Origin of the sequence: Arthrobacter sp. NPDC057009 (genome assembly GCF_042673905.1) — a bacterium.
In the GTDB taxonomy this organism is placed as follows: Bacteria; Actinomycetota; Actinomycetes; order Actinomycetales; family Micrococcaceae; genus Arthrobacter.
In genome coordinates this window covers 188084-211373 of sequence record NZ_JBHUSB010000002.1, presented here as the reverse complement: position 1 = coordinate 211373, position 23290 = coordinate 188084, and the positions used below count along the sequence as shown (strand labels likewise).

Annotated in this window: 22 protein-coding genes and 2 pseudogenes; 19 read left to right on the top strand and 5 right to left on the bottom strand. The window is 67.4% G+C overall.

The genetic code is table 11. The annotated features are described in order from the left end of the window. Nucleotide 1: 1 nt before the first annotated feature. The 3 genes from ACFTR6_RS04150 to ACFTR6_RS04140 form a co-directional block, all read right to left on the bottom strand. Nucleotides 2-1672, bottom strand: a complete 1671-nt coding sequence (locus tag ACFTR6_RS04150) for an FAD-dependent oxidoreductase (protein WP_377956963.1) — start codon at nucleotides 1670-1672, stop codon at nucleotides 2-4. 70 nt (nucleotides 1673-1742) lie between these two features. Continuing rightward, nucleotides 1743-2504: an SDR family NAD(P)-dependent oxidoreductase gene (locus ACFTR6_RS04145; RefSeq protein WP_377956962.1), complete on the bottom strand. Its 762-nt coding sequence runs from the start codon at nucleotides 2502-2504 to the stop codon at nucleotides 1743-1745. A 118-nt stretch (nucleotides 2505-2622) separates the two neighbouring features. After that, nucleotides 2623-3408 carry an IclR family transcriptional regulator gene (locus tag ACFTR6_RS04140; RefSeq protein WP_377956961.1) on the bottom strand — a complete coding sequence of 262 codons (786 nt, stop codon included), beginning with the start codon at nucleotides 3406-3408 and terminating at the stop codon, nucleotides 2623-2625. Nucleotides 3409-3542: 134 nt separating this feature from the next. Between ACFTR6_RS04140 and ACFTR6_RS04135 the strand changes: the two are divergent. The 5 genes and pseudogenes from ACFTR6_RS04135 to ACFTR6_RS04115 form a co-directional block, all read left to right on the top strand. Then, nucleotides 3543-3710, top strand: a pseudogene (locus tag ACFTR6_RS04135) (helix-turn-helix domain-containing protein); the annotation flags it as partial. Between the two features lie 36 nt (nucleotides 3711-3746). Next, nucleotides 3747-4262: pseudogene (locus ACFTR6_RS04130) on the top strand (IclR family transcriptional regulator); the annotation flags it as partial. 244 nt (nucleotides 4263-4506) lie between these two features. After that, nucleotides 4507-5745, top strand: a complete 1239-nt coding sequence (locus ACFTR6_RS04125; protein ID WP_377956960.1) for a cytochrome P450 — start codon at nucleotides 4507-4509, stop codon at nucleotides 5743-5745. Continuing rightward, nucleotides 5738-7057, top strand: a complete 1320-nt coding sequence (locus ACFTR6_RS04120; protein ID WP_377956959.1) for an NAD(P)/FAD-dependent oxidoreductase — start codon at nucleotides 5738-5740, stop codon at nucleotides 7055-7057. Before ACFTR6_RS04125 ends, ACFTR6_RS04120 begins: the two co-directional genes overlap by 8 nt. Before the next feature lie 10 nt (nucleotides 7058-7067). After that, on the top strand, nucleotides 7068-7406 hold the full coding sequence (locus tag ACFTR6_RS04115; RefSeq protein WP_377956958.1) for a 2Fe-2S iron-sulfur cluster-binding protein: 339 nt from the start codon (nucleotides 7068-7070) through the stop codon (nucleotides 7404-7406). A gap of 23 nt (nucleotides 7407-7429) precedes the next feature. On the opposite strand, the gene ACFTR6_RS04110 is transcribed toward ACFTR6_RS04115, so the two are convergent. After that, on the bottom strand, nucleotides 7430-8119 hold the full coding sequence (locus tag ACFTR6_RS04110; RefSeq protein WP_377957026.1) for an acVLRF1 family peptidyl-tRNA hydrolase: 690 nt from the start codon (nucleotides 8117-8119) through the stop codon (nucleotides 7430-7432). A gap of 62 nt (nucleotides 8120-8181) precedes the next feature. Between ACFTR6_RS04110 and ACFTR6_RS04105 the strand changes: the two genes are divergently transcribed. From ACFTR6_RS04105 to nusB, 14 genes are all read left to right on the top strand, one after another. Beyond that, on the top strand, nucleotides 8182-9666 hold the full coding sequence (locus ACFTR6_RS04105) for a replication-associated recombination protein A (RefSeq protein WP_377956957.1): 1485 nt from the start codon (nucleotides 8182-8184) through the stop codon (nucleotides 9664-9666). A gap of 171 nt (nucleotides 9667-9837) precedes the next feature. Next, nucleotides 9838-10464 carry a 30S ribosomal protein S4 gene (rpsD, locus tag ACFTR6_RS04100; protein WP_076802735.1) on the top strand — a complete coding sequence of 209 codons (627 nt, stop codon included), beginning with the start codon at nucleotides 9838-9840 and terminating at the stop codon, nucleotides 10462-10464. A 166-nt stretch (nucleotides 10465-10630) separates the two neighbouring features. Further along, nucleotides 10631-11005, top strand: coding sequence for a DUF948 domain-containing protein (locus ACFTR6_RS04095; protein WP_076802738.1), 375 nt, complete (start codon nucleotides 10631-10633; stop codon nucleotides 11003-11005). 18 nt (nucleotides 11006-11023) lie between these two features. Further along, complete coding sequence (locus ACFTR6_RS04090; protein ID WP_377956956.1) at nucleotides 11024-11254, top strand: DUF6167 family protein; 231 nt, start codon at nucleotides 11024-11026, stop codon at nucleotides 11252-11254. A 107-nt stretch (nucleotides 11255-11361) separates the two neighbouring features. After that, complete coding sequence (gene alaS / locus ACFTR6_RS04085) at nucleotides 11362-14040, top strand: alanine--tRNA ligase (protein WP_377956955.1); 2679 nt, start codon at nucleotides 11362-11364, stop codon at nucleotides 14038-14040. 6 nt (nucleotides 14041-14046) lie between these two features. Then, complete coding sequence (gene ruvX / locus ACFTR6_RS04080) at nucleotides 14047-14646, top strand: Holliday junction resolvase RuvX (protein WP_076802743.1); 600 nt, start codon at nucleotides 14047-14049, stop codon at nucleotides 14644-14646. Then, nucleotides 14643-16355 carry an endolytic transglycosylase MltG gene (gene mltG / locus ACFTR6_RS04075; protein WP_377956954.1) on the top strand — a complete coding sequence of 571 codons (1713 nt, stop codon included), beginning with the start codon at nucleotides 14643-14645 and terminating at the stop codon, nucleotides 16353-16355. The genes ruvX and mltG overlap by 4 nt, the downstream gene beginning before the upstream one ends. Beyond that, nucleotides 16352-17212 carry a shikimate dehydrogenase gene (locus ACFTR6_RS04070; protein WP_377956953.1) on the top strand — a complete coding sequence of 287 codons (861 nt, stop codon included), beginning with the start codon at nucleotides 16352-16354 and terminating at the stop codon, nucleotides 17210-17212. The genes mltG and ACFTR6_RS04070 overlap by 4 nt, the downstream gene beginning before the upstream one ends. Nucleotides 17213-17238: 26 nt before the next feature. Beyond that, nucleotides 17239-18438 (top strand): chorismate synthase, encoded by a 1200-nt coding sequence (gene aroC / locus ACFTR6_RS04065; protein ID WP_076802749.1) that lies wholly within the window; start codon nucleotides 17239-17241, stop codon nucleotides 18436-18438. A 59-nt stretch (nucleotides 18439-18497) separates the two neighbouring features. After that, a complete protein-coding gene (locus ACFTR6_RS04060) occupies nucleotides 18498-19097 on the top strand; it encodes a shikimate kinase (RefSeq protein WP_377956952.1) in 600 nt (199 codons plus the stop codon). Further along, complete coding sequence (aroB, locus tag ACFTR6_RS04055; protein WP_087874653.1) at nucleotides 19094-20182, top strand: 3-dehydroquinate synthase; 1089 nt, start codon at nucleotides 19094-19096, stop codon at nucleotides 20180-20182. The genes ACFTR6_RS04060 and aroB overlap by 4 nt, the downstream gene beginning before the upstream one ends. After that, nucleotides 20182-20700: a hypothetical protein gene (locus ACFTR6_RS04050; protein ID WP_076802754.1), complete on the top strand. Its 519-nt coding sequence runs from the start codon at nucleotides 20182-20184 to the stop codon at nucleotides 20698-20700. The genes aroB and ACFTR6_RS04050 overlap by 1 nt, the downstream gene beginning before the upstream one ends. A gap of 155 nt (nucleotides 20701-20855) precedes the next feature. Continuing rightward, nucleotides 20856-21419: an elongation factor P gene (gene efp / locus ACFTR6_RS04045; RefSeq protein ID WP_076802756.1), complete on the top strand. Its 564-nt coding sequence runs from the start codon at nucleotides 20856-20858 to the stop codon at nucleotides 21417-21419. Then, nucleotides 21419-21829, top strand: a complete 411-nt coding sequence (gene nusB, locus ACFTR6_RS04040) for a transcription antitermination factor NusB (protein ID WP_076802758.1) — start codon at nucleotides 21419-21421, stop codon at nucleotides 21827-21829. The genes efp and nusB overlap by 1 nt, the downstream gene beginning before the upstream one ends. 82 nt (nucleotides 21830-21911) lie before the next feature. Here nusB and ACFTR6_RS04035 read toward each other — a convergent pair whose 3' ends face one another. Beyond that, complete coding sequence (locus ACFTR6_RS04035; RefSeq protein WP_377956951.1) at nucleotides 21912-23153, bottom strand: PrsW family intramembrane metalloprotease; 1242 nt, start codon at nucleotides 23151-23153, stop codon at nucleotides 21912-21914. Nucleotides 23154-23290: the final 137 nt, after the last annotated feature.

The window sequence follows — 23290 nt, the reverse complement described above, 5'->3', positions numbered from 1 at the left end:
CTCAGGCACCCGCCTCGACAAGCTCGGCCACCGGTGACGTGGCGTACTCCGGGGACTGGCCGGCCAGGGCGCGTCCGGCGAGGTAGCCCATGGTCATGATCGGGCCGAGGGTGGCACCGGCGCCGGGATAACCCGCAGCATAGGCGTTTTCCGTGGTGTTGCCGGCGGCGAACAGGCCCGGGATGGGGCGGTCGTCGACGTCGAGCACGCGGGCTGAACCGTCGGTGGCCACGCCGCCGTTGGTGCCGAAGGCCCCATTCACCACCTCCAGTGCGTAGAAGGGCCCGGACTCGAGCGGCCCCAGCGAGGGGTTCGGCCACGGGCAGTCGGCGTCGCCCCAGTACTTGTCGTAGGCGCTTTCGCCGCGGCCGAAGTCAGGGTCCTCACCGCGCGCCGCGAACCGGTTGAAGCGGGCCACGGTGGCCTCGAGGTTTTCCGCCGGCACGTTGATCTTCGCGGCGAGCCCGGCCAGGGTGGGCGCCTCGATGAGGTAGTCAGGTGTCGGCTGGCCGGCACGGTGGGCCAGGATGCCGTAACGCTCCAGGTAGCCGTGGTCCACGATGACGTGCGCCGGCGTGTTCAGGGTTTGGTTGGCGGCGGAGTCCCAGGACTGCAGGCTGCGGGCGAGGTCGTTGTAGTTTTGGGACTCGTTGGCGAAGCGGCGGCCATGCCGGTTCACCATGAGGGACCCCGGGCCTTGCCGTTCGAACCGCAGCAGGGTGCCTACCGGTTGGCCGTCGCGGGTGTCGCCGGTGACGGACATCGGCGCCCACCACGCTTCACGCGTGCCGCGGGTCTGGCCGCCGATCCGCTGTGACATCCGGAGGCCGTCGCCGGTGTTCGACGGCGTCGAGCACATTGTGTACAGCCGGGATGCGAGCAACGAGTCGGCCAGGGCCTTGTCCCACTCGAAGCCGCCGGTCGCGAGCACCACGCCGTCACGGGCATGAAACGCCTCGCCGCTTTCCAGTTCGACGCCGGTCACCCGGCCGCCGTCGGTCAGCAGGCGGTGGCCGCGTGCCCCGGTGACAAGTGAGGCACCGTCGCGGACCAGGCTGGCGAGCAGCATGGAAACGAGCGCCTGGCCCTTGGCGACGAGACCTTTGTCCTGACGGCCGGCAAGTTCATCCCAAGGGAACTTGGTGAAGGCGCCCCAGTCCTCGTACTCCTGCATGGTGAACGGGGCACGGCCGTCACTGCGCACGTGCTCCTTGAGTTCGCCCAGCGCCGCGGTGCTGTTGAACAGCTCGGGCTCCACGGTCCGGCCGCCTGTCACGGCCCCGGGCAGGTCCTGCCGGTAATCGGGGAAGTTGTTGAGGAAGATGAAGCGGACACCGCACTCCTCCTCGACGAAGCGCAGCATCTGGTCGCCGTAGTCCAGCGCCGCGTCCAGCAGTTCCTCGCGGCCCCTTCCGCGGGCAACAGCGCGCACGTACCGGGCGGCTGCGGCCTTGGAATCGGCGATCCCGGCCTTCCGGGCGTGGTGGTTGTCTGCCACCCAGAGCATGCCGCCGGAAACGGCGGAGGTTCCGCCGAGCAGTTCACTTTTTTCAAGCACGACGACGGACTTGCCGGCCCGGGCGGCGGTGGCCGCCGCAGTCAGTGCCCCCGCGCCGGAACCGACGACAACGACGTCGTAACTGTCAGCGGGGGTGCCGTTGATGAATTTCATGGGGGTGTTGCCTTTCGGAAGGAAGATGAAGGGTGCTGCGGCCGGTGCCGCAATGGGAGCCAGGGCTGCGTCAGACAGCCGTGTAGCCGCCGTCGATGACCAGCTCGGCGCCGGTGGTGAAGCGTGATTCGTCCGAGGCCAGGTAGAGCACGCCGTAGGCGATCTCGTCGGGTTCACCCTGGCGGGGGAGCGGGTTGGAGCCAACCAGCTGCCGGTAGTAGGCCTCGGGGCCGATGTCCGACTGCTCGGCGGAACGGCGGCTCATCCTGGTGTTCATGGACCCGGGATGGATGGAATTGACCCGGATGCCGTAGCCGCCGTAGGCCGCCGCGTCCGACTTGCTCAGGAGCCGCACGGCGCCCTTGGTGGCATGGTAGAGCGGCACGTTCCGGCCGCCGGTAAGGCCGTGGATGGAGGAGAAGTTGACGATGCTGCCACCGCTCTTCTCGATCATGCCGGGGACCACGTGCTTGGTCATCAGCCAGACGCCTTTGACGTTGACGTTGAAAATCGCGTCGAAGTCCGCCGTCGAGGCGGTGTGGGACGCTCCTGCCGGGCCGATGATGCCGGCGGCGTTGACCAGGATGTCCGGGGTGCCCAGTTCGTCGCGGACCCTGCGGACCGCATCGGCGACGCTGTCTTCATTGGTGACATCGACGTCGTACTCGCTGATGTTCTTGTGGGAAGCGGGGGCAGGGATGCCGCCAACGTCCAGGCTGGCAACGTTCGCGCCGTGCTCGGCAAGGAGGGCGGCGGTGGCGCTGCCCAGGTCGCCGCGGCCTCCGGTGACTATGGCCGTTTTGCCGGCCACGCGGTTCTGGGTGGGATTCATGTGGTGCTCCTCGTGATCCTGCAGCCTCGTCGCTGCTTCCCAGCCAGCGTGGCAGGGGGCCTGTGAGTGGAACCACACGATTACCGATGAACGGCAAAACCGGCTTCAGTGCCTTTGGCTAATGACTCTGGCGGAGAGTTCCCTTCAGTTCGCCCCGCCAGCCCAGGGCCCTCGAAATTCCGCGGGCCGCTGCCATCAGCACGGGCACCCGGGCGGGGGCGTTCTCCTCGTTGCGCGGCACCACGACACTGAGTGCGGCACGGACCGTGTTGTCGGCACCGAACACCGGCACGGCGATGCCGCTGGACTCCGGCACGATCACCCCGGGCATGGCAGCAAATCCGCGCTGGCGGATCTCCGCCAGGTGGCGCCTGAGGGCAGCCGGCTCGGTCAGCGTCGTCTCGGTGAACTTGCTGAGGGGCCGGGCCAGGAACGCGTCCTGGTAGGCAGCGGGGGAGTGGGCCAGCAGCACCAAGCCCGAGGAGGTGGCATGGACCGGCAGCCTCCCGGCGATCTTGGTGATGTCCACGATGGTCCTGTCCGAGCCAAGCCGCTCGATGTACAGGACCTCGTCCGAGTCGAGAATCCCCAGGGTCGTGGAGTGCTGCACCACCGCCTGGACGTCCTCCATGAACGGCAGGGCCGCCTCGCGCAGGCCCAGCATCTTGGAACCGCGGGAAGCCAGTTCCCACAGCCGGGTGCCGATGTGGATGTCGCCGCCGGGCTCGCGCTCCAGCAGCCGCTCGAGGAGCAGGTCGTTGACCAGCCGGTAAGTGGTTGTCACCGGCAGGCCGGTGCGGCGCCCCAGTTCTGCGACGCTCATGGCGGAGTGCCGGTCGTCGAAAGCGCTCACGATCTTCACGAAGCGGCCGATGATCGACTCGCCGGACGCGGAGTTGGCCACGGTTCCTCCTGTCGATTCCCGCTCAATGGTAATCCCGCTCCCCGGCGGCTGCGCTTCCGGATTTACTGGGCGTTTGTCAGTCACCCGCCTGCCGCCGCACGAAAGAGGCCGGGAGGCAGAACGGAGCAGGAACCTTGGCCAACTCACCATCCGGGGAATCGGTAATCAGCCGTGTCGTACGGCTCATGGGCGCCTTCGACCGGAACCTGCAGTCCCTGCCCCTCTCCGGTCTCGCCCGCCGCGCCGGCCTCCCGCTGACCACCGCCCACCGGCTCGTGGACGAACTCGTGGCCCACGGGCTGGTTGAGCGGCTGCCGGACGGTAATCTGTGCTCCGGGATGCGGATGTGGGAACTCGCCGCCCGGGGATCGCGCGCCCTGAACCTTCGTGAGCTGGCGCTGCCGTTCATGGAGGATGTCCAGGCAGCGGTCCACCAGCACACCACCCTGGCCGTGTTGGACCACGGGACTGTGCTGTACGTGGAGCGGCTCTCCTCGCCACATTCCAGCCTGGACGCGGCCCACATTGCACAGCGGATGCCCATCCACGCAGCTTCGTCCGGCCTGGTGCTGCTGGCCTTCTCGCCGCCGGCCGTCCAGGCCGCGGTGCTCTCGCAGCCCTTAGCCGCGGTGACTCCAGAGACCTTGACCGATCCCCGGCTTATCCGCAAGCACCTGGCCGAGATCAGGCAGTGCGGCTACGTGGCTCTGCCGGGCATCGGCGTCACCGAATGGGCGGGCATTGCCGTGCCCGTTTTCGGGCCCGGCAAGACGGTCGCTGCGGCGCTTAACGCCATCGTGCCCAGGCGGGACGCCGCGGTGCCGTTGATCGTCCCGGCCCTTCTGACTGCTGCACACGGGATCTCCCGCGCGCTGAAATCCGCCCAGGTGCAGGCTGCCTGGCCGGTAGGCCGGGCGGACTTTCGCAACCGATGAACGGAAGACCCGTGGGTGCCGGAACGGCGGATGGCGCACCGTGGAGTGAGAGGCGGATCACACCGGATCACGCCGAAGCCAACCGGAAAGAAGGACGATGATGCCTGCCGCACTGACAGAAACCCTGCCTCCGTATTCACATGAACTGGACTGGCCACAGGGTATGGCACCGTTCAAGGTGGTCGACGACGGCACCCAGGGGGATCCCTACGGCCACTATGCGTGGATGCGGGAGCACGCCCCGGTGCTCCGCGCCCAGTCACCCGTTTCGGACGTCTGGTTCATCTCCCGGTACGACGATGTCCGCCGGGCCATGCGCGCACCGAAAGTCTTCTCGTCCGAGGTTGTGGACCCGGTCCCGCTGACCTTTCTGACCCTGTTCGACGCCCCCAACCACACCCGCCTCCGCCAGGTGGTGGCGCAGGCCTTCACCCCCAAGGCCATTGCCCGCTTCGAGGACCGGGTCCGGGAGAACGCGGAAAAGTACCTGGTGCCGATGCTTGCCGCCGGCGGCGGGGACGCAGTGGACGAGTACGCTATCCCGCTGAGCATGTCCACCATCAGTGCTCTGCTCGATGTGCCTGCCGAGGACTTCGGGAAGATGAAGTTCTGGTCCGACGAAACGTTCAGCTACTTCGGCCGGCTGGCCCGCAATGCGCAGGGCACCGGGACCGACGAGCAGAGCGCCCTCGAGTTCTTCGAATACCTCAAGGGCACTATGGAGCGGCTGTACCGCGAGGAGAGCGGCTCCGTGGGCGGACACATTGCCCGGATGTGGAAGGAGGGGCTGCTCAGCGAGAAGGAAGCCAAGGAACTCTGCGCCTTCGTTTTCGTCGCAGGCCACGACACCACCACCATCCTGCTGGCCAACGCATTCCGCGTCTTCAGCGAGCACCCTGGCCTGCTGGGCCGGATCCGCCGGAATCCGGACGACGCAAACCTCTTCGTCGAGGAACTGGCCCGCTACCGCGGCACCGTGCAGCGCGCCAGCCGGATCACCACGGAGGAGGTGGAGGTTGCCGGAGTGACGATTCCTGCCGGCGCCATTGTCCGCCTGCTGCCCGCCGCAGCGAACCGTGACAGCAGGAAGTACCCGGACGGCGAGCGCTTCGACATCGACCGCAGCACCGACGGGCACCTGGGCTTCGGGCACGGGGTCCACAGCTGCCTCGGCGCTCCCCTGGCCAAACTCGAGGTCCTGGTGACGGTGAGGCTCCTCGCCGAAAAGCTCGCATCGGTCAGCCAGGATCCGGACCGGCCCATCGAGTATGTGCGCGGCAACAACCTGACCAACTCCGGGCCGGAGCACCTCCACGTGGTGCTGCATCAATTGAACGCAGGGCACGCCAAGACAGTGCAGACCACTGCGGTGCAGGCCATGGCAGGACAGCCCAATGAGTAGCGCGGCCGCAACGGGCAATGGCGGTCCGGTGGTCATCGTCGGTGCGGGGCACTCCGGCGTGGCCGTTGCCGCCGGGCTCCGGGCGAGGGGCTGGGAAGGCGGCGTTCTGCTGATCGACGCGGGCAACGGGCTTCCCTACGAGCGGCCGCCGCTCTCCAAGGAACTTCTGAAGGCCGGCGCAGTGGATGAGCCAGCCGTCCTGCGCAAGGAACGGTTTTATACGGACAAGGGCATCGACCGCCTGGCAGGCGTCACCGCGGAGTCCATCGACAGGAACCGCCGGACCGTGCTGCTGTCCGACGGCACGCGGCAGCCCTACCACCGGCTCGTGATCGCCACCGGGTCACGGGCGAGGCCCCTCACGGTGCCGGGTGCGGGCCTGCCGGGAGTCAGATCGCTGCGGACCCGGGACGATGCCCTGGAACTCAAAGGCCTGCTGGTCCCGGGAGCCCGCGTCGCCATCATCGGCGCGGGGTATATCGGGCTGGAGGTGGCCGCCGCTTCTGCCGCGAAAGGCTGCGACGTCACGGTGCTCGAATTCCAGGACAGAGTCATGAGCCGGGTAACGGCGGCTCCCGTCTCCCGCCACTTCGAGCAGCTCCACGAGCGGCACGGCGTGCGGTTCGTCTTCGGCGCCGCGGTCACGTCTATCGACGGCGGGCAACCGACCGGCGGCGGACAGACGGCCCATAGCGTGACAACCGCCGATGGCTCCGTCTTTCCGGCAGACGTCGTCCTGGCCGGCATCGGCATCCTGCCCAACCAGGAGCTGGCCGCGGACGCACGCCTGGACTGCAGGGACGGCATCCTGGTGGACGGCGACGGCCGGACGTCGGATCCGGCCATCTACGCCAGCGGTGACGTCACCCGGTTCACCAGCCCCATCGACGGCGTGAGCCAGCGGCTGGAGTGCATCCAGAACGCGCTGGCCCAGGCAGACCGGGTGGCCGCGCACATCACCGGCCAGGCGGCCGCAGAGCCGGAAGTTCCCTGGTTCTGGACCGTCCAGCACGGTGTCCGGCTGCAGACCGCCGGAGTGCGCCACCCGGAGGACCACGTGATCGTCCGCGGCGAACCGTCCGGCGGCAAATTCTCCGTGGTCTATCTCCGCGGCGGCCGCCTCGCCGCCGTCGACACCATCGCCAACCTTGCCGACTTCCGGTCCGCCAAGCGGCTCATTGCCCAGGGCGCCCGGATCGATCCGGCACGGGCCGCTGACCCCGGCATTCCCCTCGCCGACACCATCCTCACCGGCCCTATTTCCAACAACCCCGACCATGCAGCCGCTGCCCTCACTGCAGCCCAACGCTGAGGAGACCGACATGAGCAACACCCACACGAGCAGCAACCAACTGACGGTCGTGGACCGTGAAGGCACCACCCATGACCTTGAATGGGAGCCTGACCAGACCATGATGGAGGCGCTCCGGGACAACGACCTGCCCGTCCTGGCCTCATGCGGCGGCACGGCCTCCTGTGCCACCTGCCACGTGTTCCTCGAGCAGGCGGTCTTCGACACCCTCGAGGAACGCAGCGAGGACGAACTCGAGCTGCTCGTCGAGGCCGAGAGCTACCGGGAATGCGGCTCGCGCCTCTCGTGCCAGGTGGGCTTCAGCCGGGACCTGGACGGGGTCACGATAACGCTGGCTCCTGAGGAGTAGCCGGCGCTGCCCCGTTTCGGCAGCTACCTCCCCGGCGGGTCTGTCACCGTCACCCGTACCGCGCAGGCGTCGGCCGCGGCCTTCTTCACGACGGCGGCGCGGGGGTCGGGGACGTCGAGGTAGGCCAGGCGGGGCAGGCCTGCCCAGGGCTTCAGGGCAGGCAGCGCCAGGACATCGTCCGCCAGAGCACGGTCACCTCCCGGCAGGATGTATTCGAACGTCTGGGCGGCAAAAACCAGCCTCGCCTGCTCCGCCACCGCCTCCACCATCGCGTCCGCCTGGTTGGCGCGGCGCCGGGCAAACCGCTGCTGGGACTGGCCGCCGGCCGCGGAGCGGGACTGCACGTACTTGGAACCGGTCTTGGCGGCGAGGATGCTCCCTTCGCTGGCCACGGCCACCCCGTAGCCTCCCCGGCGGACCAGGAGCAGGCCCACAGTGCGCGGCTGGGAAGCCAGTGAAGCCAGCCTTTCCACCAGGCCTGACCCGCGGCCCGGCCGGCCGTCGTCGGGCCACGGCGCCTGCAGCAGTGCAGTGGCACCGTCCGCGGCGGCCAGCCGAACGCCGTCGTCGTGGTCCTCCATCTCCAGGTCACCGTGGCTGGCGGCGAACCGTTCCACCCAGCCGGCCAGCCGCGGACCGGGGATGAACGCGGTCCTGGTGGACACGCCGCGTCCCGGTGCTGGTTGTCCCCGTTCCGGGCGGTTGCCTGCCATTGCCGGATCCCCTGCTTTCATGGCCGGATTTTTCCTGCTGATTCTGGAAGTAGCCTATCTATGTGGATGATCTCTTTGGTTCGGCGGCGCAGGACGGCGACGACGACAACGACGACGCCGTCAGCACCGCCGGCTCGACCGGTTCTGTTCACCCCAGATCGGGTCAGTCACGTGCCACCCAGCCGCGCAGTCCGCTGGCGGTCCGAATGCGGCCCCGGACGCTGGACGAGGTGGTGGGCCAGCAGCATCTGCTGGGCCAGGGGTCGCCGCTGCGCCAGCTGGCAGCCGGGGCCGGGGCAGATGCCGCCGGCCCGGCCGGGCCGAGCTCGCTGATTCTCTGGGGCCCTCCGGGCACAGGGAAAACCACGCTGGCGCACGTGATCGCGCGCGGTCCCGGCCGCAAGTTCGTGGAACTGTCCGCCATCACCGCGGGCGTCAAGGATGTCCGCCGGGTCATGGACGACGCCCTGACCGCCCGCGACCTCTACAAGACCACCACCGTCCTGTTCCTCGACGAGATCCACCGCTTCAACAAGGCACAGCAGGACGCGCTGCTGCCCGGCGTCGAAAACCGCTGGGTTGTGCTGGTGGCGGCGACCACGGAGAACCCGTCGTTTTCGGTGGTGTCGCCGCTGCTGTCCCGATCCCTGCTGCTCACGCTGAAGCCGCTCACCGACGCCGACATTGAGGGCCTGCTGGTCCGGGCCGTCGAGGACCCGCGCGGGCTGAACGGCAATGTCCGGCTCAGCGACGAGGCCCTGGAGCACCTGGTCCGGCTTTCCGGCGGCGATGCCCGCCGGGCGCTGACGGCGCTGGAAGCTGCGGCGGGCGTCGCGTTCGGCGACGCGGACGACGTCGTAAATTCCGTTAACGCCGAAAGCGAGCCGGGGACGCCGGTCACCGGGGAACCGGTCACCGTTGAACTGCGGCACACCGAACGCGCGCTGGACGCAGCAGCAGTCCGCTATGACCGCGCCGGGGACCAGCACTACGACGTGGCCAGCGCGTTCATCAAGTCCATCCGCGGCTCCGACGTGGACGCGGCCCTGCACTACCTCGCCCGGATGCTCGAAGCGGGGGAGGACCCGCGCTTCGTGGCCCGCCGGATCGTGATCTCGGCCGCCGAGGACGTGGGCATGGCGGATCCGACGGCGCTGCAGACGGCGGTGGCCGCAGCGCAGGCGGTGCAGCTGATCGGAATGCCCGAGGGGCGCATCATCCTGGCCGAGGCGGTGGTCCACCTGGCCACGGCGCCGAAGTCCAACGCTGCCTACATGGGCATCAACAAGGCCATTGCGGACGTGCGGGCAGGTTTGGGCAACGGCATCCCCACGCACCTGCGCGACTCGCACTATCCCGGGTCCAAGCAGCTTGGTCACGGCGTGGGCTACAAATACGCCCACGATGCCCCGCACTCGGTGGCAGCCCAGCAGTACCCGCCGGACGATCTCGTGGGCCGCGACTACTACGAGCCCACCGCCAACGGCGCGGAGCGGGACATTGCCGTGCGGCTCGAACGGCTCCGGAAGATCGTCCGGGGCAAGTGACCCGCATGGTAAGCTTGATCTTTGTCTGGCAAGGCACGGACGCACACTCCACCGAATTTCCGTTCGACGGTGCTGTGCCCTGCGCCCAGTAGCAAAAGGCAGCGGTTGGCCGATGCTCTCCCTTCTGGAGGCCAGTAACACTGACACACCGCAGATATTGGAAGGACACAAGTGGCTAACAACACTCGTGCTCGCCGTCAGGCCCGCCTCTCGCGGTCCCTCGGCATCGCTCTGACCCCCAAGGCCGCCAAGTACATGGAGCGCCGCCCGTACGGCCCCGGTGAGCATGGCCGCGCCCGCAAGAAGCAGGACTCCGACTACGCCGTACGTCTGCGCGAAAAGCAGCGTCTGCGCGCCCAGTACGGCATCCGCGAAGCCCAGATGACCCGTGCCTTCGAAGAAGCACGCCGCACCAAGGGCCTGACCGGTGAAAACCTCATCGAACTGCTCGAAATGCGCCTCGACGCCCTCGTGCTGCGTGCCGGCTTCGCCCGCACCATCGCACAGGCCCGCCAGCTGGTTGTGCACCGCCACATCCTGGTTGACGGCATCCGCGTTGACCGCCCGTCCTTCCGCGTCGGCGAGGGCCAGCTGGTCCACGTTCACAGCCGCAGCGAAACGATGGCTCCGTTCCAGGTTGCAGCAGCCGGCGCCCACCGCGACGTCCTGCCCGCCGTTCCGGCTTACCTGGACGTCAAGCTTGACGCCCTCCAGGCCCGCCTGGTCCGCCGCCCGAAGCGCTCCGAGGTCCCCGTGACCTGCGAAGAGCAGCTCGTCGTCGAATTCTACGCACGCTAAATTCCGGCAGCGTATACAAAGAAGCCCGTGGCAAGCGCCGCGGGCTTCTTTGTATGTAGGGTACTGGGCTTTTGTATGTAAGGTACTTGGGGGACATTTGCGGCTGCGGACCTTCGCGGCCGCGTGCCCGGTACGGTTCCACGGAGTTTCAAGGAGATGAACGTCTATGTCTGGTGGCGATATTGCCGGCCTGATCGCGGCCGGGGTATTTGCGCTCCTGGTCCTGTTGCTTGCTGTCCCCATCCTCAAGCTCGGACGGGTATTCGACGAGGTCCGGACATCCATCCGCTCGATCAGCGACGGCGCCACCCCCCTCATGGACGAGGTCACCGCTACGGTATCCACCACCAACCAGCAGCTGAAGAAGGTGGACGGCATTGCCTCCAACGTTTCGGATGCCTCGGCCAACATCTCGGCGCTGTCCTCGCTGATGGCCGCCACCATCGGTTCGCCGCTGATCAAGGTGGCTGCGTTCAGCTACGGCGTCCGTTCCGCGTTCGCCACCCGCAAGAAGCCCGCCACCGGCCGCCGCAGCCGCTAACCCGCCCGGAGAACTGAAATGAAAAGACTTGTCTGGATGGGAATCGGCGTGGCCATCGGCGTCATCGCCTTCCGCAAGGTCACCGAGGCGCAGTCAGCTCTCGGCCCCGAAGGCCTGAACCGGGCCGTGGGCCGGCTCGCCGACGGGGTCTACGACTTCGCCGACGCCGTCCGCGCCGGCATGCGCGAACGGGAAACGGACCTGCGCACCGCGCTGGGTGTTGAATCCCAGGACGTCGTCCACCGCTAAACGCGCGAGAATTAAAACCTGCAGCACCGTCCAAACACCGGGGCTGCCTCTGAATCAAACTGTCACGCGCCAGCATGCGTGAACCAAGAAGGGTAAGTAATCAGCTCATGAAGTCGCAGGAGATCACAAAGCGCTGGGTGGACTTTTTCGTCAGCAAAGGCCACACGGCGGTTCCCTCCGCATCGCTGGTCTCCAGCGACCCCTCCCTGCTGTTCACGGTTGCCGGCATGGTCCCGTTCATCCCGTACCTGACCGCACGCGAGGAACCGCCCTACACCCGTGCCACCAGCGTCCAGAAGTGCATCCGGACCGGTGACATCGAGGAAGTCGGCAAGACTGCCCGTCACGGCACGTTCTTCCAGATGTGCGGCAACTTCTCCTTTGGCGACTACTTCAAGGAAGACGCCATCAAGTTCGCGTGGGAGCTGCTCACCACCAGCGTCGCCGACGGCGGGTACGGGCTTCCGCCGGAGCTGCTGTGGGTGACCGTCTACGAAGAGGACGACGAAGCCGAGGAACTCTGGCTCAAGAACACCGGAGTGCCCGCTGAGCGCATCCAGCGCATGGGCAAGTCGGACAACTACTGGTCCACCGGCCAGCCCGGCCCCGCCGGCCCGTGCTCGGAGATCTACTACGACCGCGGCCCCGCCTACGGCGCCGAGGGCGGCCCCATCGCCGACGAGAACCGCTACGTCGAGATCTGGAACCTCGTGTTCATGCAGTACCAGATCGACAACGTCCGTTCGAAGGTCGAGTTCGACATCATGGGCGAGCTGCCCAAGAAGAACATCGATACCGGCCTGGGCATGGAGCGTCTGGCCATGATCCTGCAGGACGTCGAGAACATGTACGAGACCGACCAGGTCCGCCCGGTCATCGACATGGCTTCCAAGCTCTCGGGCAAGGAATACACCTCCGCCGAAGCCGAGGACGACCCGCACCACGCCGACGACGTCCGCATGCGCGTCGTCGCCGACCACATCCGCTCGGCCCTGATGCTCATCGCCGACGGCGTCACGCCTTCCAACGAAGGCCGCGGCTACGTGCTGCGCCGCCTCATCCGCCGCGCGGTCCGCTCCATGCGCCTGCTCGGCGTGGAACAGGCCTGCCTGCCGGACCTGCTGCCTGCTTCGCGTGACGCCATGAAGGGCGTGTACCCGGTGGTGGACACGGACTTCGACCGCATCAGCCGGATCGCCTACGCCGAAGAAAAGGCGTTCCTGCGAACCATCGCGTCCGGCACTGCCCGGCTCGAGGACGCCGTCAAAGAATCCAAGGCAGCAGGGCGCCCGCTCTCCGGCTCCGATGCGTTCACTCTCCATGACACATACGGCTTCCCGATCGACCTGACCCTGGAAATGGCCGAGGAAGCCGGCCTGAAGGTGGACGAGCCTGAGTTCCGCAAGCTCATGCTCGAACAGCGCCAGCGCGCCCAGGCCGACGCCAAGGGCAAGAAGGGCGGCCACGCCGACCTCTCCGCCTTCCAGGAACTGCTGGCCGAAGGCGAAACCGTCTTCACCGGCTACACCGACCTCGAAGGCGAATCCCGCGTCCGCGGCATCCTCAGCGGCGGCGCCAAGGTGGCGCAGGCGGCCACCGGCGACGAAATCGAACTCGTCCTCGCCGAGACCCCCTTTTACGCGGAGGCTGGCGGCCAGGCGGCCGACACCGGACTGATCACCGGCGACGGCTTCGTCGTCGAGGTTCTGGACGTCCAGCGTCCGCTGAAGGGCCTGAGCGTGCACAAGGCGATCGTCCGCGAAGGCGAAATCGCCTCCGATGCGCTGGTCCGCGCGGCAGTGGACCGGGAGCGGCGCCACGCAGCCGAGCAGGCGCACACGGGAACGCACATCGTGCACGCCGCGCTGCACCAGATCCTCGGCCCGCAGGCCACCCAGCGCGGCTCGTTCAACAAGGCCGGGTACCTCCGCTTCGACTTCGCCTGGGGCGAGGGCCTCAGCGCCGCCACCAAGTCCGAGATCGAGGAAGTCTCCAACCTCGCCATCCGGAACAACTTCCACGTGGACACCAAGGTCATGAGCCTCACCGAGGCCAAGGCCCTGGGCGCCATGGCGCTGTTCGGTGAGAACTACGGCAGCGAAGTCCGGGTTGTGGAGATCGACGGCGCGTGGTCCCGTGAGCTTTGCGGCGGCACTCACGTGTCCAACACCTCCCTGATCGGCAGCCTCTCGCTGCTGGGCGAACAGTCCGTCGGGTCGGGAAACCGCCGCGTCGAGGCGTTCGTCGGCATGGACGCGTTCCGCCACCTGGCCGCCGAGCGCGCCCTGGTGACGGAACTCACCGAAATGCTCAAGGTTCCCTCGGGCCAGCTGGCGGACCGTATCTCCGCGACCCTCACCAAGCTGAAGGCCACGGAGAAGGAACTCGAGCGGCTCCGGAAGGAACAGCTCGCTGCCGCTGCAGCCCAGCTCGCCGGATCGGCCGTGGACGCTGCCGGCGTCCGGGTGATCGCGCACGACGCCGGCCAGGTCAGCGGTGCCGACGACATCCGGGGCCTCGCCCTGGACCTGCGCAACCGGCTCGGCTCCGAAGCCTCCACGGTAGCCGTGGCCGGCGTCAGCAACGACCGCCCGGTGATCCTGGTGGCCACCAATGAAGCCGCCCGTGAAGCCGGCGTGAAGGCAGGCGCCCTGGTCCGGCTCGCCGCCAGAATCCTCGGCGGCGGCGGTGGCGGCAAGGACGACGTTGCCCAGGGCGGCGGCACTGACGCCTCCAAGGTCGGCGCCGCTCTGACTGCCATCGTCGACGCCGTCACGAGGCGCTAGCAGCCCGTGACTTCCTCCGCTGAGCCGCACGTCCACCCCCGGGGCATCAAACTGGGGGTGGACGTGGGCACCGTCCGCGTCGGCGTCGCCATCTGTGACCGGGATGAGATCCTTGCCACACCGCTGAAAACGCTCGACCGCAATCCCAAGAAGAATTCGGATGTCCGGGTGATCGCCGCCCTTGCGGCAGACCGGGATGCCGTGCAGATTTTCGTGGGGCTGCCGAGGACCATGAAAGGCGAGGAACACGCCTCGGCGCGCATGGCCACCGAGTACGCACAGCTGCTGGCCGAGGAGCTGGACCGCACTGGTTTGGACGTCCCGGTGCACCTGATCGACGAGCGGCTCAGCACCGTCACGGCCCACCGCAGCCTTCACCAAGCTGGCATGAGCAGCAAAAATCACCGTAAAGTGGTGGATCAGGTTGCGGCTGCCGGAATACTGCAGCACGCCATCGACATGCAAAAAGCCAGGGGAACGGATGTGGGGAGCCGTGTGCGCGCGCTTCCCCGTGCGGGGCTGTCCGGACACGCTGCAGCAGATACTGCTGAACGGCCTGGCCCGGAAACGGAAACACGATCTTCAGAGGATGGAAAGCTACAGTGAGCCCGGTCAATCGTGACGACTCCTCCGGCGAACCCTTCGCGGACGCCAGACAGCCCCTGACACGCAAGGAAATCCGCGCCCGCGAGAAGGCCGTCACCGCCGAATCCGGCGATGCCGTGCCCGAGCAGGCCTACGAGTCCGGTGAAGAGGTGCACGCCGGAGCGGGCGCCGCACGGCAGTCGGCGTCTGCGGCTTCGGTCTCCGGTGCGGACAGTGCCCGGACGGCGGCAATCCCGGCCCCTCCGGTGGCCGATCCCGCTGCGTCCGCTGTCCCGGAGGCCCACGTTCCTGACGCCCGGCCTGTTCCGGCTGCCGAACCCATACCGGCCGCCGAGGTTCCCGATGCCCCCCAGGTTCCGCCCACTATCCACGATCCCGCCGACCATGCGGACGCCGGCGCACACGCGGACACTGTGCCCGGGAATACCGCTTCTGAGGTCCACGGCGCCCAGTCCGAAGATGCGCCGCACTTCGACGAATTCGCGCGGGGCCACCATGCCGAGTTTGAGCCCGGCCACCATTACGAGGACAGCCACCACTACGACGCTGATCACGAAACTTACGAGGACCACGCGCCCTATGAGCACCAGGCAGTGGGGCACCAGCTCCTGGCCGGCGCCGAAACCACAGCCACTGTGAACCGGCCGTCCAAGAAGGTCCGGCGACGGCGCCGTTTCGTGGCGCTGCTGCTTACGCTCGCGCTCTTTGTCACGGCAACCGTCGTCGGGGCGCAGTTCCTGAAGCCGCTGCTGGGCGAGAACAAGCCGTCCGACTATCCGGGCCCCGGTACCGGCCAGGTCAAGGTGTCCGTTGTTCCGGGTGAAGGTCCGGTGTCTGTTGCAGCCAAGCTGGAAGAGGCGAAGGTGGTTGCCAACGCGGATACGTTCATGACGGCGCTGACCGCATCTGGCGGCACGCTGTCGCCGGGGGAGTATGACTTCAAGCAGGAAATGAAGAACTCCGACGCCGTCTCCGTGCTTCTCAACGAGGGGCAGGCGAGGGTCATGTACTTCGCGCTGAATGCCGGCCTGCGGATCGATGAATCGCTGCAGGCGATTTCCGAGGGCTCCGGCCTGTCCGTCGCCCAGCTGAAGGCACTCAGCGATTCACCCAAGCAGTTCGGGCTCTCGTCCAAGGCGAAGAACCTCGAAGGGTTCCTGGCCCCGGGAGAGTACCGCTTCCCGCTCGGTTCCACCGCCAAGGAGATCCTGACCAAGCTGGTGAAGACCACCCAGGATGAGCTGAAGGCGCAGGGCGTGACGGATGCCGCCAAGCAGTACGACGTTGTGACCGTTGCCAGCATCGTGCAGGCAGAAGGCGGCCAGGCCGAGTACAAGGATGTGGCAGGCGCCATCTACAACCGCCTGAAGCCCACGAACACCGAAACCAACGGGCTGATCCAGTCGGACGCCACCGTCACCTACGGCCTGGGCAAGAAGAGCTTCCACATTGACGAGGCCGAAAAAGCCGACAAGTCCAACCCGTACAACACCTACGCCATCCAGGGCCTGCCTGTCGGGCCCATCGGATCGCCGGGCAAGACGGCCATCGATGCGGCGGCCAAGCCGAATAAGAACGACTACCTGTACTGGGTGACCATCAACCTCGACACCAAGGAGACGAAGTTCTCCAAGACGCTGGCCGAACATAACGTCTTCGTCGAGCAGTACAACACCTGGTGCGAGGCCAACCCGGGCCGTTGCGTATGAGCCTGCGGGCAGCGGTCCTGGGGCACCCCATCGGCCATTCGAAGTCACCGGCCCTCCACCTGGCCGCCTATGCGCGGCTCGGTGTGGAGATCGGCTATACCGCCATCGATGTGACGGAAGAAGCGCTGCCGGCATTCATGGACTCCGTCCGGGCTGAGCCGGACTGGCGCGGGCTGTCGGTCACCATGCCGCTGAAGAAGGCCATGGTGGCCGAGGTGGACGAGGTCCGCGGCGTGGGCCGGGTCCTGGGCGTCATCAATACCGTGGCCTTCGAAGGTGATGGGGAATCGGTCCGGCGCATCGGCTATAACACCGACGTCACCGGAATCGTCAACGCGCTCCGCAATGCCGGTGCCGCCGACAACCCCTCCGGGGTGATCCTCGGCGGCGGTGGAACGGCGGCCGCGGCTGTGGCAGCGCTGCAGGAGCTCGGCGCTGTTTCGGTGGACGTGTATGTCCGGAACACTGCGCGGGCCGCGGAAGCGAGGGCGGCAGCGGCCGGCCTCGGCATGGACATCTCCGTCCATACCCTCGACGGTGCGGTCGTAGCGATGGCCGCTGCCGGCGTCGTAATATCCACGCTGCCGCCGCGGGCGGCAGACGGGATGGCGGCGGAACTGGAGGCACTGGGACGGCGCACGGACGGCGTCCTGCTCGACGTTGCTTACGATCCCTGGCCCAGCAAAATCGCCGCCGCATGGCACTCCGGCGGCGGAACAGTGGTCCCCGGCCTTGAAATGCTGCTCTACCAGGCAGTCGAACAAGTGCGCTACTTCACACGCCTGCCGGACGCCGCAAGTGCCGAAGTCATAGATGTGATGTGCGACGCAGTCGGGGCACCCCGGCGAGTGTCCTAACCGCCAATCATGGCAGGATGGTTTTTATGTTGCGTTGGTTGACCGCCGGTGAGTCCCATGGCCCGGCACTGGTCGGAATTATCGAAGGCGTCCCCGCGGGAGTTGAACTCACCAGCGGGCAGATCGCCGATGCCCTGGCCCGCCGGCGGCTTGGCTACGGCCGCGGGGCACGGATGAAGTTTGAGCAGGACGTCGTCACGATCCTCGGTGGTGTCCGCCACGGCATCACCCAGGGTGGCCCCGTCGCCATCCAGGTGGGCAACACCGAATGGCCCAAGTGGGAACAGATCATGTCGGCCGATCCGGTGGACCCCGAGGAACTCGAGGGACAGGCCCGCAACGCCCCGCTGACCCGGCCCCGCCCGGGACACGCCGACTTCACCGGCATGCAGAAATACGGCTTCGACGAGGCCCGTCCCGTGCTGGAACGCGCCAGCGCCCGCGAAACCGCTACCCGTGTGGCAATGGGCACGGTAGCCGCCCAGTTCCTGAAGCACCTGGGCATTGAGCTCGTGAGCCACACCGTGTCCATCGCGAGCGTCACCGTGCCCGAGGGCCGGCCGCTGCCCGTGCCGGACAACGTCATAGCACTCGACGCCGATCCGCTCCGCTGCTTCGACCGTGAAACGTCCGATGCCATGGTGGCTGAGGTGGACGCCGCCCACAAGGAAGGCGAAACCCTCGGCGGCGTGGTGGAGGTGCTGGCCTACGGCCTGCCCCCGGGACTTGGCAGCTACGTCCACTGGGACCGCCGCCTGGATTCCCGCCTGGCGGCTGCCCTCATGGGCATCCAGGCCATCAAGGGCGTCGAGGTGGGCGACGGTTTCCTCACCGCCGCACGCCGCGGGTCGGCGGCCCACGACGAAATCGTCAAGGACGCCGACGGCCGGATCATCCGCACCAGCAACCGGGCCGGCGGCATCGAAGGCGGCATGAGCATCGGCGATGTCCTGCGCGTCCGGGCCGCCATGAAGCCCATCGCCACCGTCCCGCGTGCCCTGAAGACGATCGACATCAGCACCGGAGAAGCGGCCAAGGCACACCACCAGCGTTCCGACGTCTGTGCGGTTCCGGCTGCCGGCGTGGTGGCCGAGGCGATGGTTGCGCTGGTCCTGGCCGAGGCCGTGACCGAAAAGTTCGGCGGCGACTCCGTGGCCGAGACAGCCCGCAACATCAGGGGCTACCTCGAGAACATTCCGGCGTCGCTGGATACGATCGGACTCTAGTGCCCCGGAGCAATACACCCTGCAATGCGGGGGACCGGCCCATTGTGCTCATTGGGCCCATGGCGGTCGGCAAATCGGCGATCGGGCAGCAGCTGGCGCAGCAGCTGGATGCCCCGTTCGTAGACACCGACGCTGTCATCGTCGAAGGGCACGGTGCCATCGCGGACATCTTCGAAAACCGCGGCGAGCGTGCCTTCCGTGAAATCGAAGCCCGGACGGTTGCCCGCATCATCGAAGCCGCGGCCGGCACCGCCACCGTGGTTTCCCTGGGCGGCGGCTCGGTCCTGGACTCCGGGACCCAGCAGCTGCTGGAACGGTGCACCGTGGTGTACCTGGAGTGCGACGCCGATACCGTCGCCGCCCGGATCGCCAAGAACTCCGGGCGGCCGCTGCTGGCCGGCGACGGCATCCGGCGCTGGAAGGCGCTGTTCGCCACCCGGAAGCCCGTCTATGAACGCCTCGCGGACATCGTCCTGGACGTCCGGCAGGGAACCGTGCCGCAGCTGGGCCTGAAGCTTGAAGCCGCGTTGTGCGACTTTGCCGGCAGGGGCCAGTCCGCCGCCGGCAACGCCGCCGGGCCCACCATCGGCGAGATCAACAAAACCGCGACGACGGCAGCCCAGCAATGCGCTGCCGCGAATCAGGAAGTTGAAAAGTGAGCGAATCAACCGTTATCAAGGTCACCGGCCAGCAGGCCGGGGACAACTACGACGTCGTAGTTGGCCGCGGCTTGCTCGGCACCTTGCCGGGGCTGCTGGGGGAGCGCGTCCGCCGCGTCCTGGTCATTCACCCGCGCGCCCTCCGGCTCACCGGCGACACCGTCCGGGATGAACTGGCAGCTGCCGGCTTCACCGCGGTCACCGCGGAAATCCCGGACGCCGAAGAAGGCAAGCACATCCAAGTCGCCGCGTTCTGCTGGCAGGTCCTGGGCCAGAACGACTTCACCCGCTCGGACGCCGTGGTCTCTGTCGGCGGCGGCGCTGTCACCGACCTTGCCGGCTTCGTGGCCGCCACCTGGCTGCGCGGCGTCAAGGTCATCCACATGCCCACCAGCCTCCTCGGCATGGTGGACGCGGCCGTCGGCGGCAAGACCGGTATCAACACGGCCGAAGGCAAGAACCTCGTGGGCTCCTTCCACCCGCCCGCGGCCGTCCTCACCGACCTGGACACGCTGAAGACCCTGCCCCGGAACGAGATCATCTCCGGTATGGCCGAGGTCATCAAGTGCGGCTTCATCGCCGATCCCGCCATCCTGGACCTCGTGGAGAAGGATCCGGACGCCGTGACGGATCCGGGCTCGGACGCCCTGCGCGAGCTCATCGAGCGTGCCATCGCCGTGAAGGCCCGCGTCGTCTCGGAGGACCTCAAGGAATCCGGACTCCGCGAAATTCTGAACTACGGCCACACCCTGGGCCACGCCATTGAACTCGTGGAACGCTACTCCTGGCGGCACGGCGCGGCAGTCTCGGTGGGCATGATGTTCGCCGCAGAGCTTTCCCGCAGCGTCGGCCGGCTCAGCGACGCCGACGCCGACCGGCACCGCAGCATCCTCGAATCCCTCGGGCTGCCCGTCACGTACCGGCGCGACCGCTGGCAGGGGCTCCTGGACGGCATGCGCCGCGACAAGAAGTCCCGCGGCGACCTCCTGCGCTTCGTGGTCCTCGACGGCATCGCCAAGCCGGGAATCCTGGACGTGCCCGACACGTCCCTGCTCTTTGCCGCCTACCAGGAGATTGCGTCCTGATGCGCGACGACCAGAGCGGAACCATCGAATGGCCCGACGGCGGGTTCCCGGGGATCCGGATCAACCCGGACACCCTGCTTTCCGAAATTGTCAACGAAGAGACCTGCGCCGCCGCACTCGAGGCATCCACTGATCCGGCCGACCGGGTCCTGGTGCTGCTCGTCGAGGGACGCGCCTCCGACGCCGCCGAGCTGGTGGCGGAAGCCCGCTACAAGGATCCCGAGTCGTTCACGCTGCGGGCCTACGAAGCGGACGTGCTGCGCGTCTCCCACCGCTACGACCGCGCCGTTGAACTCTTCCGGCAGCTCCTCACCGAGGCGCAGGGAACGGCCAACGAGGCCCTTGCATACCAGTACCTCGGCCGGATGCAGTTTGTGGCAGGGAACATCGCTGCCGCGGTGGAATCCTTCACCCGGGCGCTGGACCTGCGGGTGGCGCAGTCCGCCGATGCAGCCCTCATCTACTCCTCAACGGTGGCGCTGGCGCGGGCGCGGGACGTGTTCGAGCTGGCCTCCTGACCTGCGGCCGCCGGGCCCAGGAAAACCGGGCCCGGCTTTGTCCGCTAGAATGGTTTCTGGATTTTTGATAAACACACGCTGGCGGGCTGTTCGGTCTGCCGGCATGGCATAACCAGCTGGCAGCCAGAACCAGTCAGACGAAACCAGAGGAAACAGTGGCAACCACAAACGACATCAAGAATGGAACCGTCCTGAAGCTGGACGGCCAGCTTTGGAACGTCCTTGAGTTCCAGCACGTCAAGCCGGGCAAGGGCGGTGCCTTCGTGCGCACCAAGATCCGCAACGTGCTCTCGGGCAAGGTCGTTGACAAGACCTTCAACGCCGGCCTGAAGATCGAAACCGCCACGGTTGACCGCCGCGACTACCAGTACCTGTACCAGGACGGCGCTGATTTCGTCTTCATGGACACCCAGGACTACGACCAGGTCCACGTCTCCGGCGAGGTTGTGGGCGACGCCACCAACTTCATGCTGGAAAACCAGCAGGTCAACATCGCCATGCACGAGGGCACGCCCCTCTACATCGAACTGCCGGCGAGCGTTGTCCTCGAAATCACCTACACCGAGCCGGGCCTCCAGGGCGACCGCTCCTCCGCCGGCACCAAGCCCGCCACCCTGGAGACGGGCTACGAGATTCAGGTGCCGCTGTTCGTCGAGAACAACACCAAGGTCAAGGTCGACACCCGCGACGGCAGCTACCTGGGCCGGGTCAACGACTAGTGAGCGCCCGCGGTAAAGCCCGCAACAGGGCTCTTGAGGTCCTCTTCGAAGCCGAGCAGCGTTCTGTCTCAGCCTTCGACGTGCTGCGTGCGCGCCGCGAGAGGACCGACCAGATCGTCAATCCGTACACCCTCGAGATCGTCGAAGGCGTGGTGTCCATGCAGTCCACCATCGACGAGTTCCTCGAGACCTACTCACAGGGCTGGACCCTTGAGCGGATGCCGTCCGTGGACCGCATCATCCTGCGGATCGGCACCTGGGAGCTGCTCTACAACGACGACGTTCCTGACGGCGTTGCCGTCAGCGAAGCCGTCGCACTGGCCAAGACGCTCTCCACGGACGAGTCGCCGTCGTTCATCAACGGCCTCCTGGGCCGGCTGCAGCAGCTGAAGCCGTCCCTGCTCGCCTGAGCTGACGTACGCAGAAAGCCCCTGCCGGTGAGCCGGCAGGGGCTTTCTGCATGCTGGAGGGCGCCCACTGCTGGACGGCGCTCTACTGTTGGACCGCGGCACGCAGTGCCGTCAGGTGGCGCAGCTGCTGCGCCTCCTCGTGCTGGTGGGCCGGCACATCCCTGCCGCTGAGGATCCGCTGCCGGGTGAACGCCAGGCGCGTCGCCGCCTTGACGAACTCCTTCATCTGTTCCCCCCGGTTGTAGGACGCTGCCCAGCGCACTGCCTGGCGCCGGCCGGCCGGCGTGGCGAGTAGCTCCACCTCGGCGGGTGCGAACCAGCCCGCGGCGGCGTACTCCTGGAGGCGCTGCCGGGTCAGTCGCCGCTCGGCGACCCGCAGCACCACGATGCACACCACGGCCAGGACGAAGATGGGGACCTGCACCAGCACGTACTGGGCCAGGAAGTCCTGGCCCATGCTGTTCCACCTGTTGTGCAGGATCATGGCGGGAACCAGGCCCACAAAGAACGCAAACACTGCGGCGCCAGAATGCCCCCGGCGCGCGGCGAGGCCCATGACCAGGCCGGTGGTGCCGGTGAAGATGGCGTGCGCAAACGGCGACATCACTCCGCGGAGGAAGAAGATCTGCACCAGGTCGCTGCCGGTGCCGGACTCCGCAATGGCACGGCCGAAGTAGAGGATATTCTCGGTGAACGCGAAGCCGCCGGCGATGGTGAAGGCAAACACCACCCCGTCAACCGGGCCGTCGAAGTTGCGGCGGGCGAACAGGAGAAGCAGCAGCAGGCCCAATGACTTTGCGAACTCCTCCACCACGGGGGCCTGCACCGTGGTCATGAAGTCGCGGAAGGCCGCCTCGTTCGTATCCGGGGCGGCGAGGGCGAACACCGGCTGGATGAGCAGTGTTACGGCGATCGACACCGCCGCGCCCCAGGTGAAGGCAAACAGCAGCAGGCGCTTGGGTTCGGGTTCCCACCGGTCAATGATGGCGACGGCGGACAGCACCGCCGCCAGCGGGATTAGGGACGCGACACAGCCGATGACGAAGCCGGTGACGCCGGTGCTGGCCAGGAGGAACGGCACCACGAGGAACAGGCTGACGAAGGCAAGGATCCCGCCGGTCACGACGAGCCCCAGGGTGCCTGCCCCGGGGCGGGCGGCGACCGTTGAGGCGGCTTCCGGGATGACCTGGTGGACAGCGCCGCCGCGGTGGCCCGGGGCCGGGCGGTAGTTCTGCGGCTGGACGTGGCCCATCCAGCTTGGATTCGCGGGCTGTCCAGGGAAGTCAGGCCCGGGAAACTGCCTCTGCTGCGGGTTCATCGACATAGACACGAGCCTATGTGCCGCGGGAGTGGCAACAAAGCACACGGCCTTGCGGTGTGACGGACGACGCCTGCTGCCGGGGCGGGGAGCAGGTGCCCGTGTGGTAATTTTGGAGGGCAAATGTTCCTTTTTTAATTCCG

Bases quoted from the DNA above. Each gene is read 5' to 3' on its own strand.
- ACFTR6_RS04060 (WP_377956952.1), top strand. From the start codon at position 18,498: ATGGCGGTCGGCAAATCGGCGATCGGGCAGCAGCTGGCGCAGCAGCTG.
- ACFTR6_RS04110 (WP_377957026.1), bottom strand. From the start codon at position 8,119: ATGGCAGGCAACCGCCCGGAACGGGGACAACCAGCACCGGGACGCGGC.
- ACFTR6_RS04035 (WP_377956951.1), bottom strand. From the start codon at position 23,153: ATGTCGATGAACCCGCAGCAGAGGCAGTTTCCCGGGCCTGACTTCCCT.
- ACFTR6_RS04150 (WP_377956963.1), bottom strand. From the start codon at position 1,672: ATGAAATTCATCAACGGCACCCCCGCTGACAGTTACGACGTCGTTGTC.
- ACFTR6_RS04120 (WP_377956959.1), top strand. From the start codon at position 5,738: ATGAGTAGCGCGGCCGCAACGGGCAATGGCGGTCCGGTGGTCATCGTC.
- ACFTR6_RS04125 (WP_377956960.1), top strand. From the start codon at position 4,507: ATGGCACCGTTCAAGGTGGTCGACGACGGCACCCAGGGGGATCCCTAC.
- aroC (WP_076802749.1), top strand. From the start codon at position 17,239: ATGTTGCGTTGGTTGACCGCCGGTGAGTCCCATGGCCCGGCACTGGTC.
- ACFTR6_RS04050 (WP_076802754.1), top strand. From the start codon at position 20,182: ATGCGCGACGACCAGAGCGGAACCATCGAATGGCCCGACGGCGGGTTC.
- ACFTR6_RS04145 (WP_377956962.1), bottom strand. From the start codon at position 2,504: ATGAATCCCACCCAGAACCGCGTGGCCGGCAAAACGGCCATAGTCACC.
- ACFTR6_RS04095 (WP_076802738.1), top strand. From the start codon at position 10,631: ATGTCTGGTGGCGATATTGCCGGCCTGATCGCGGCCGGGGTATTTGCG.
- ACFTR6_RS04090 (WP_377956956.1), top strand. From the start codon at position 11,024: ATGAAAAGACTTGTCTGGATGGGAATCGGCGTGGCCATCGGCGTCATC.
- alaS (WP_377956955.1), top strand. From the start codon at position 11,362: ATGAAGTCGCAGGAGATCACAAAGCGCTGGGTGGACTTTTTCGTCAGC.
- ACFTR6_RS04070 (WP_377956953.1), top strand. From the start codon at position 16,352: ATGAGCCTGCGGGCAGCGGTCCTGGGGCACCCCATCGGCCATTCGAAG.
- ACFTR6_RS04115 (WP_377956958.1), top strand. From the start codon at position 7,068: ATGAGCAACACCCACACGAGCAGCAACCAACTGACGGTCGTGGACCGT.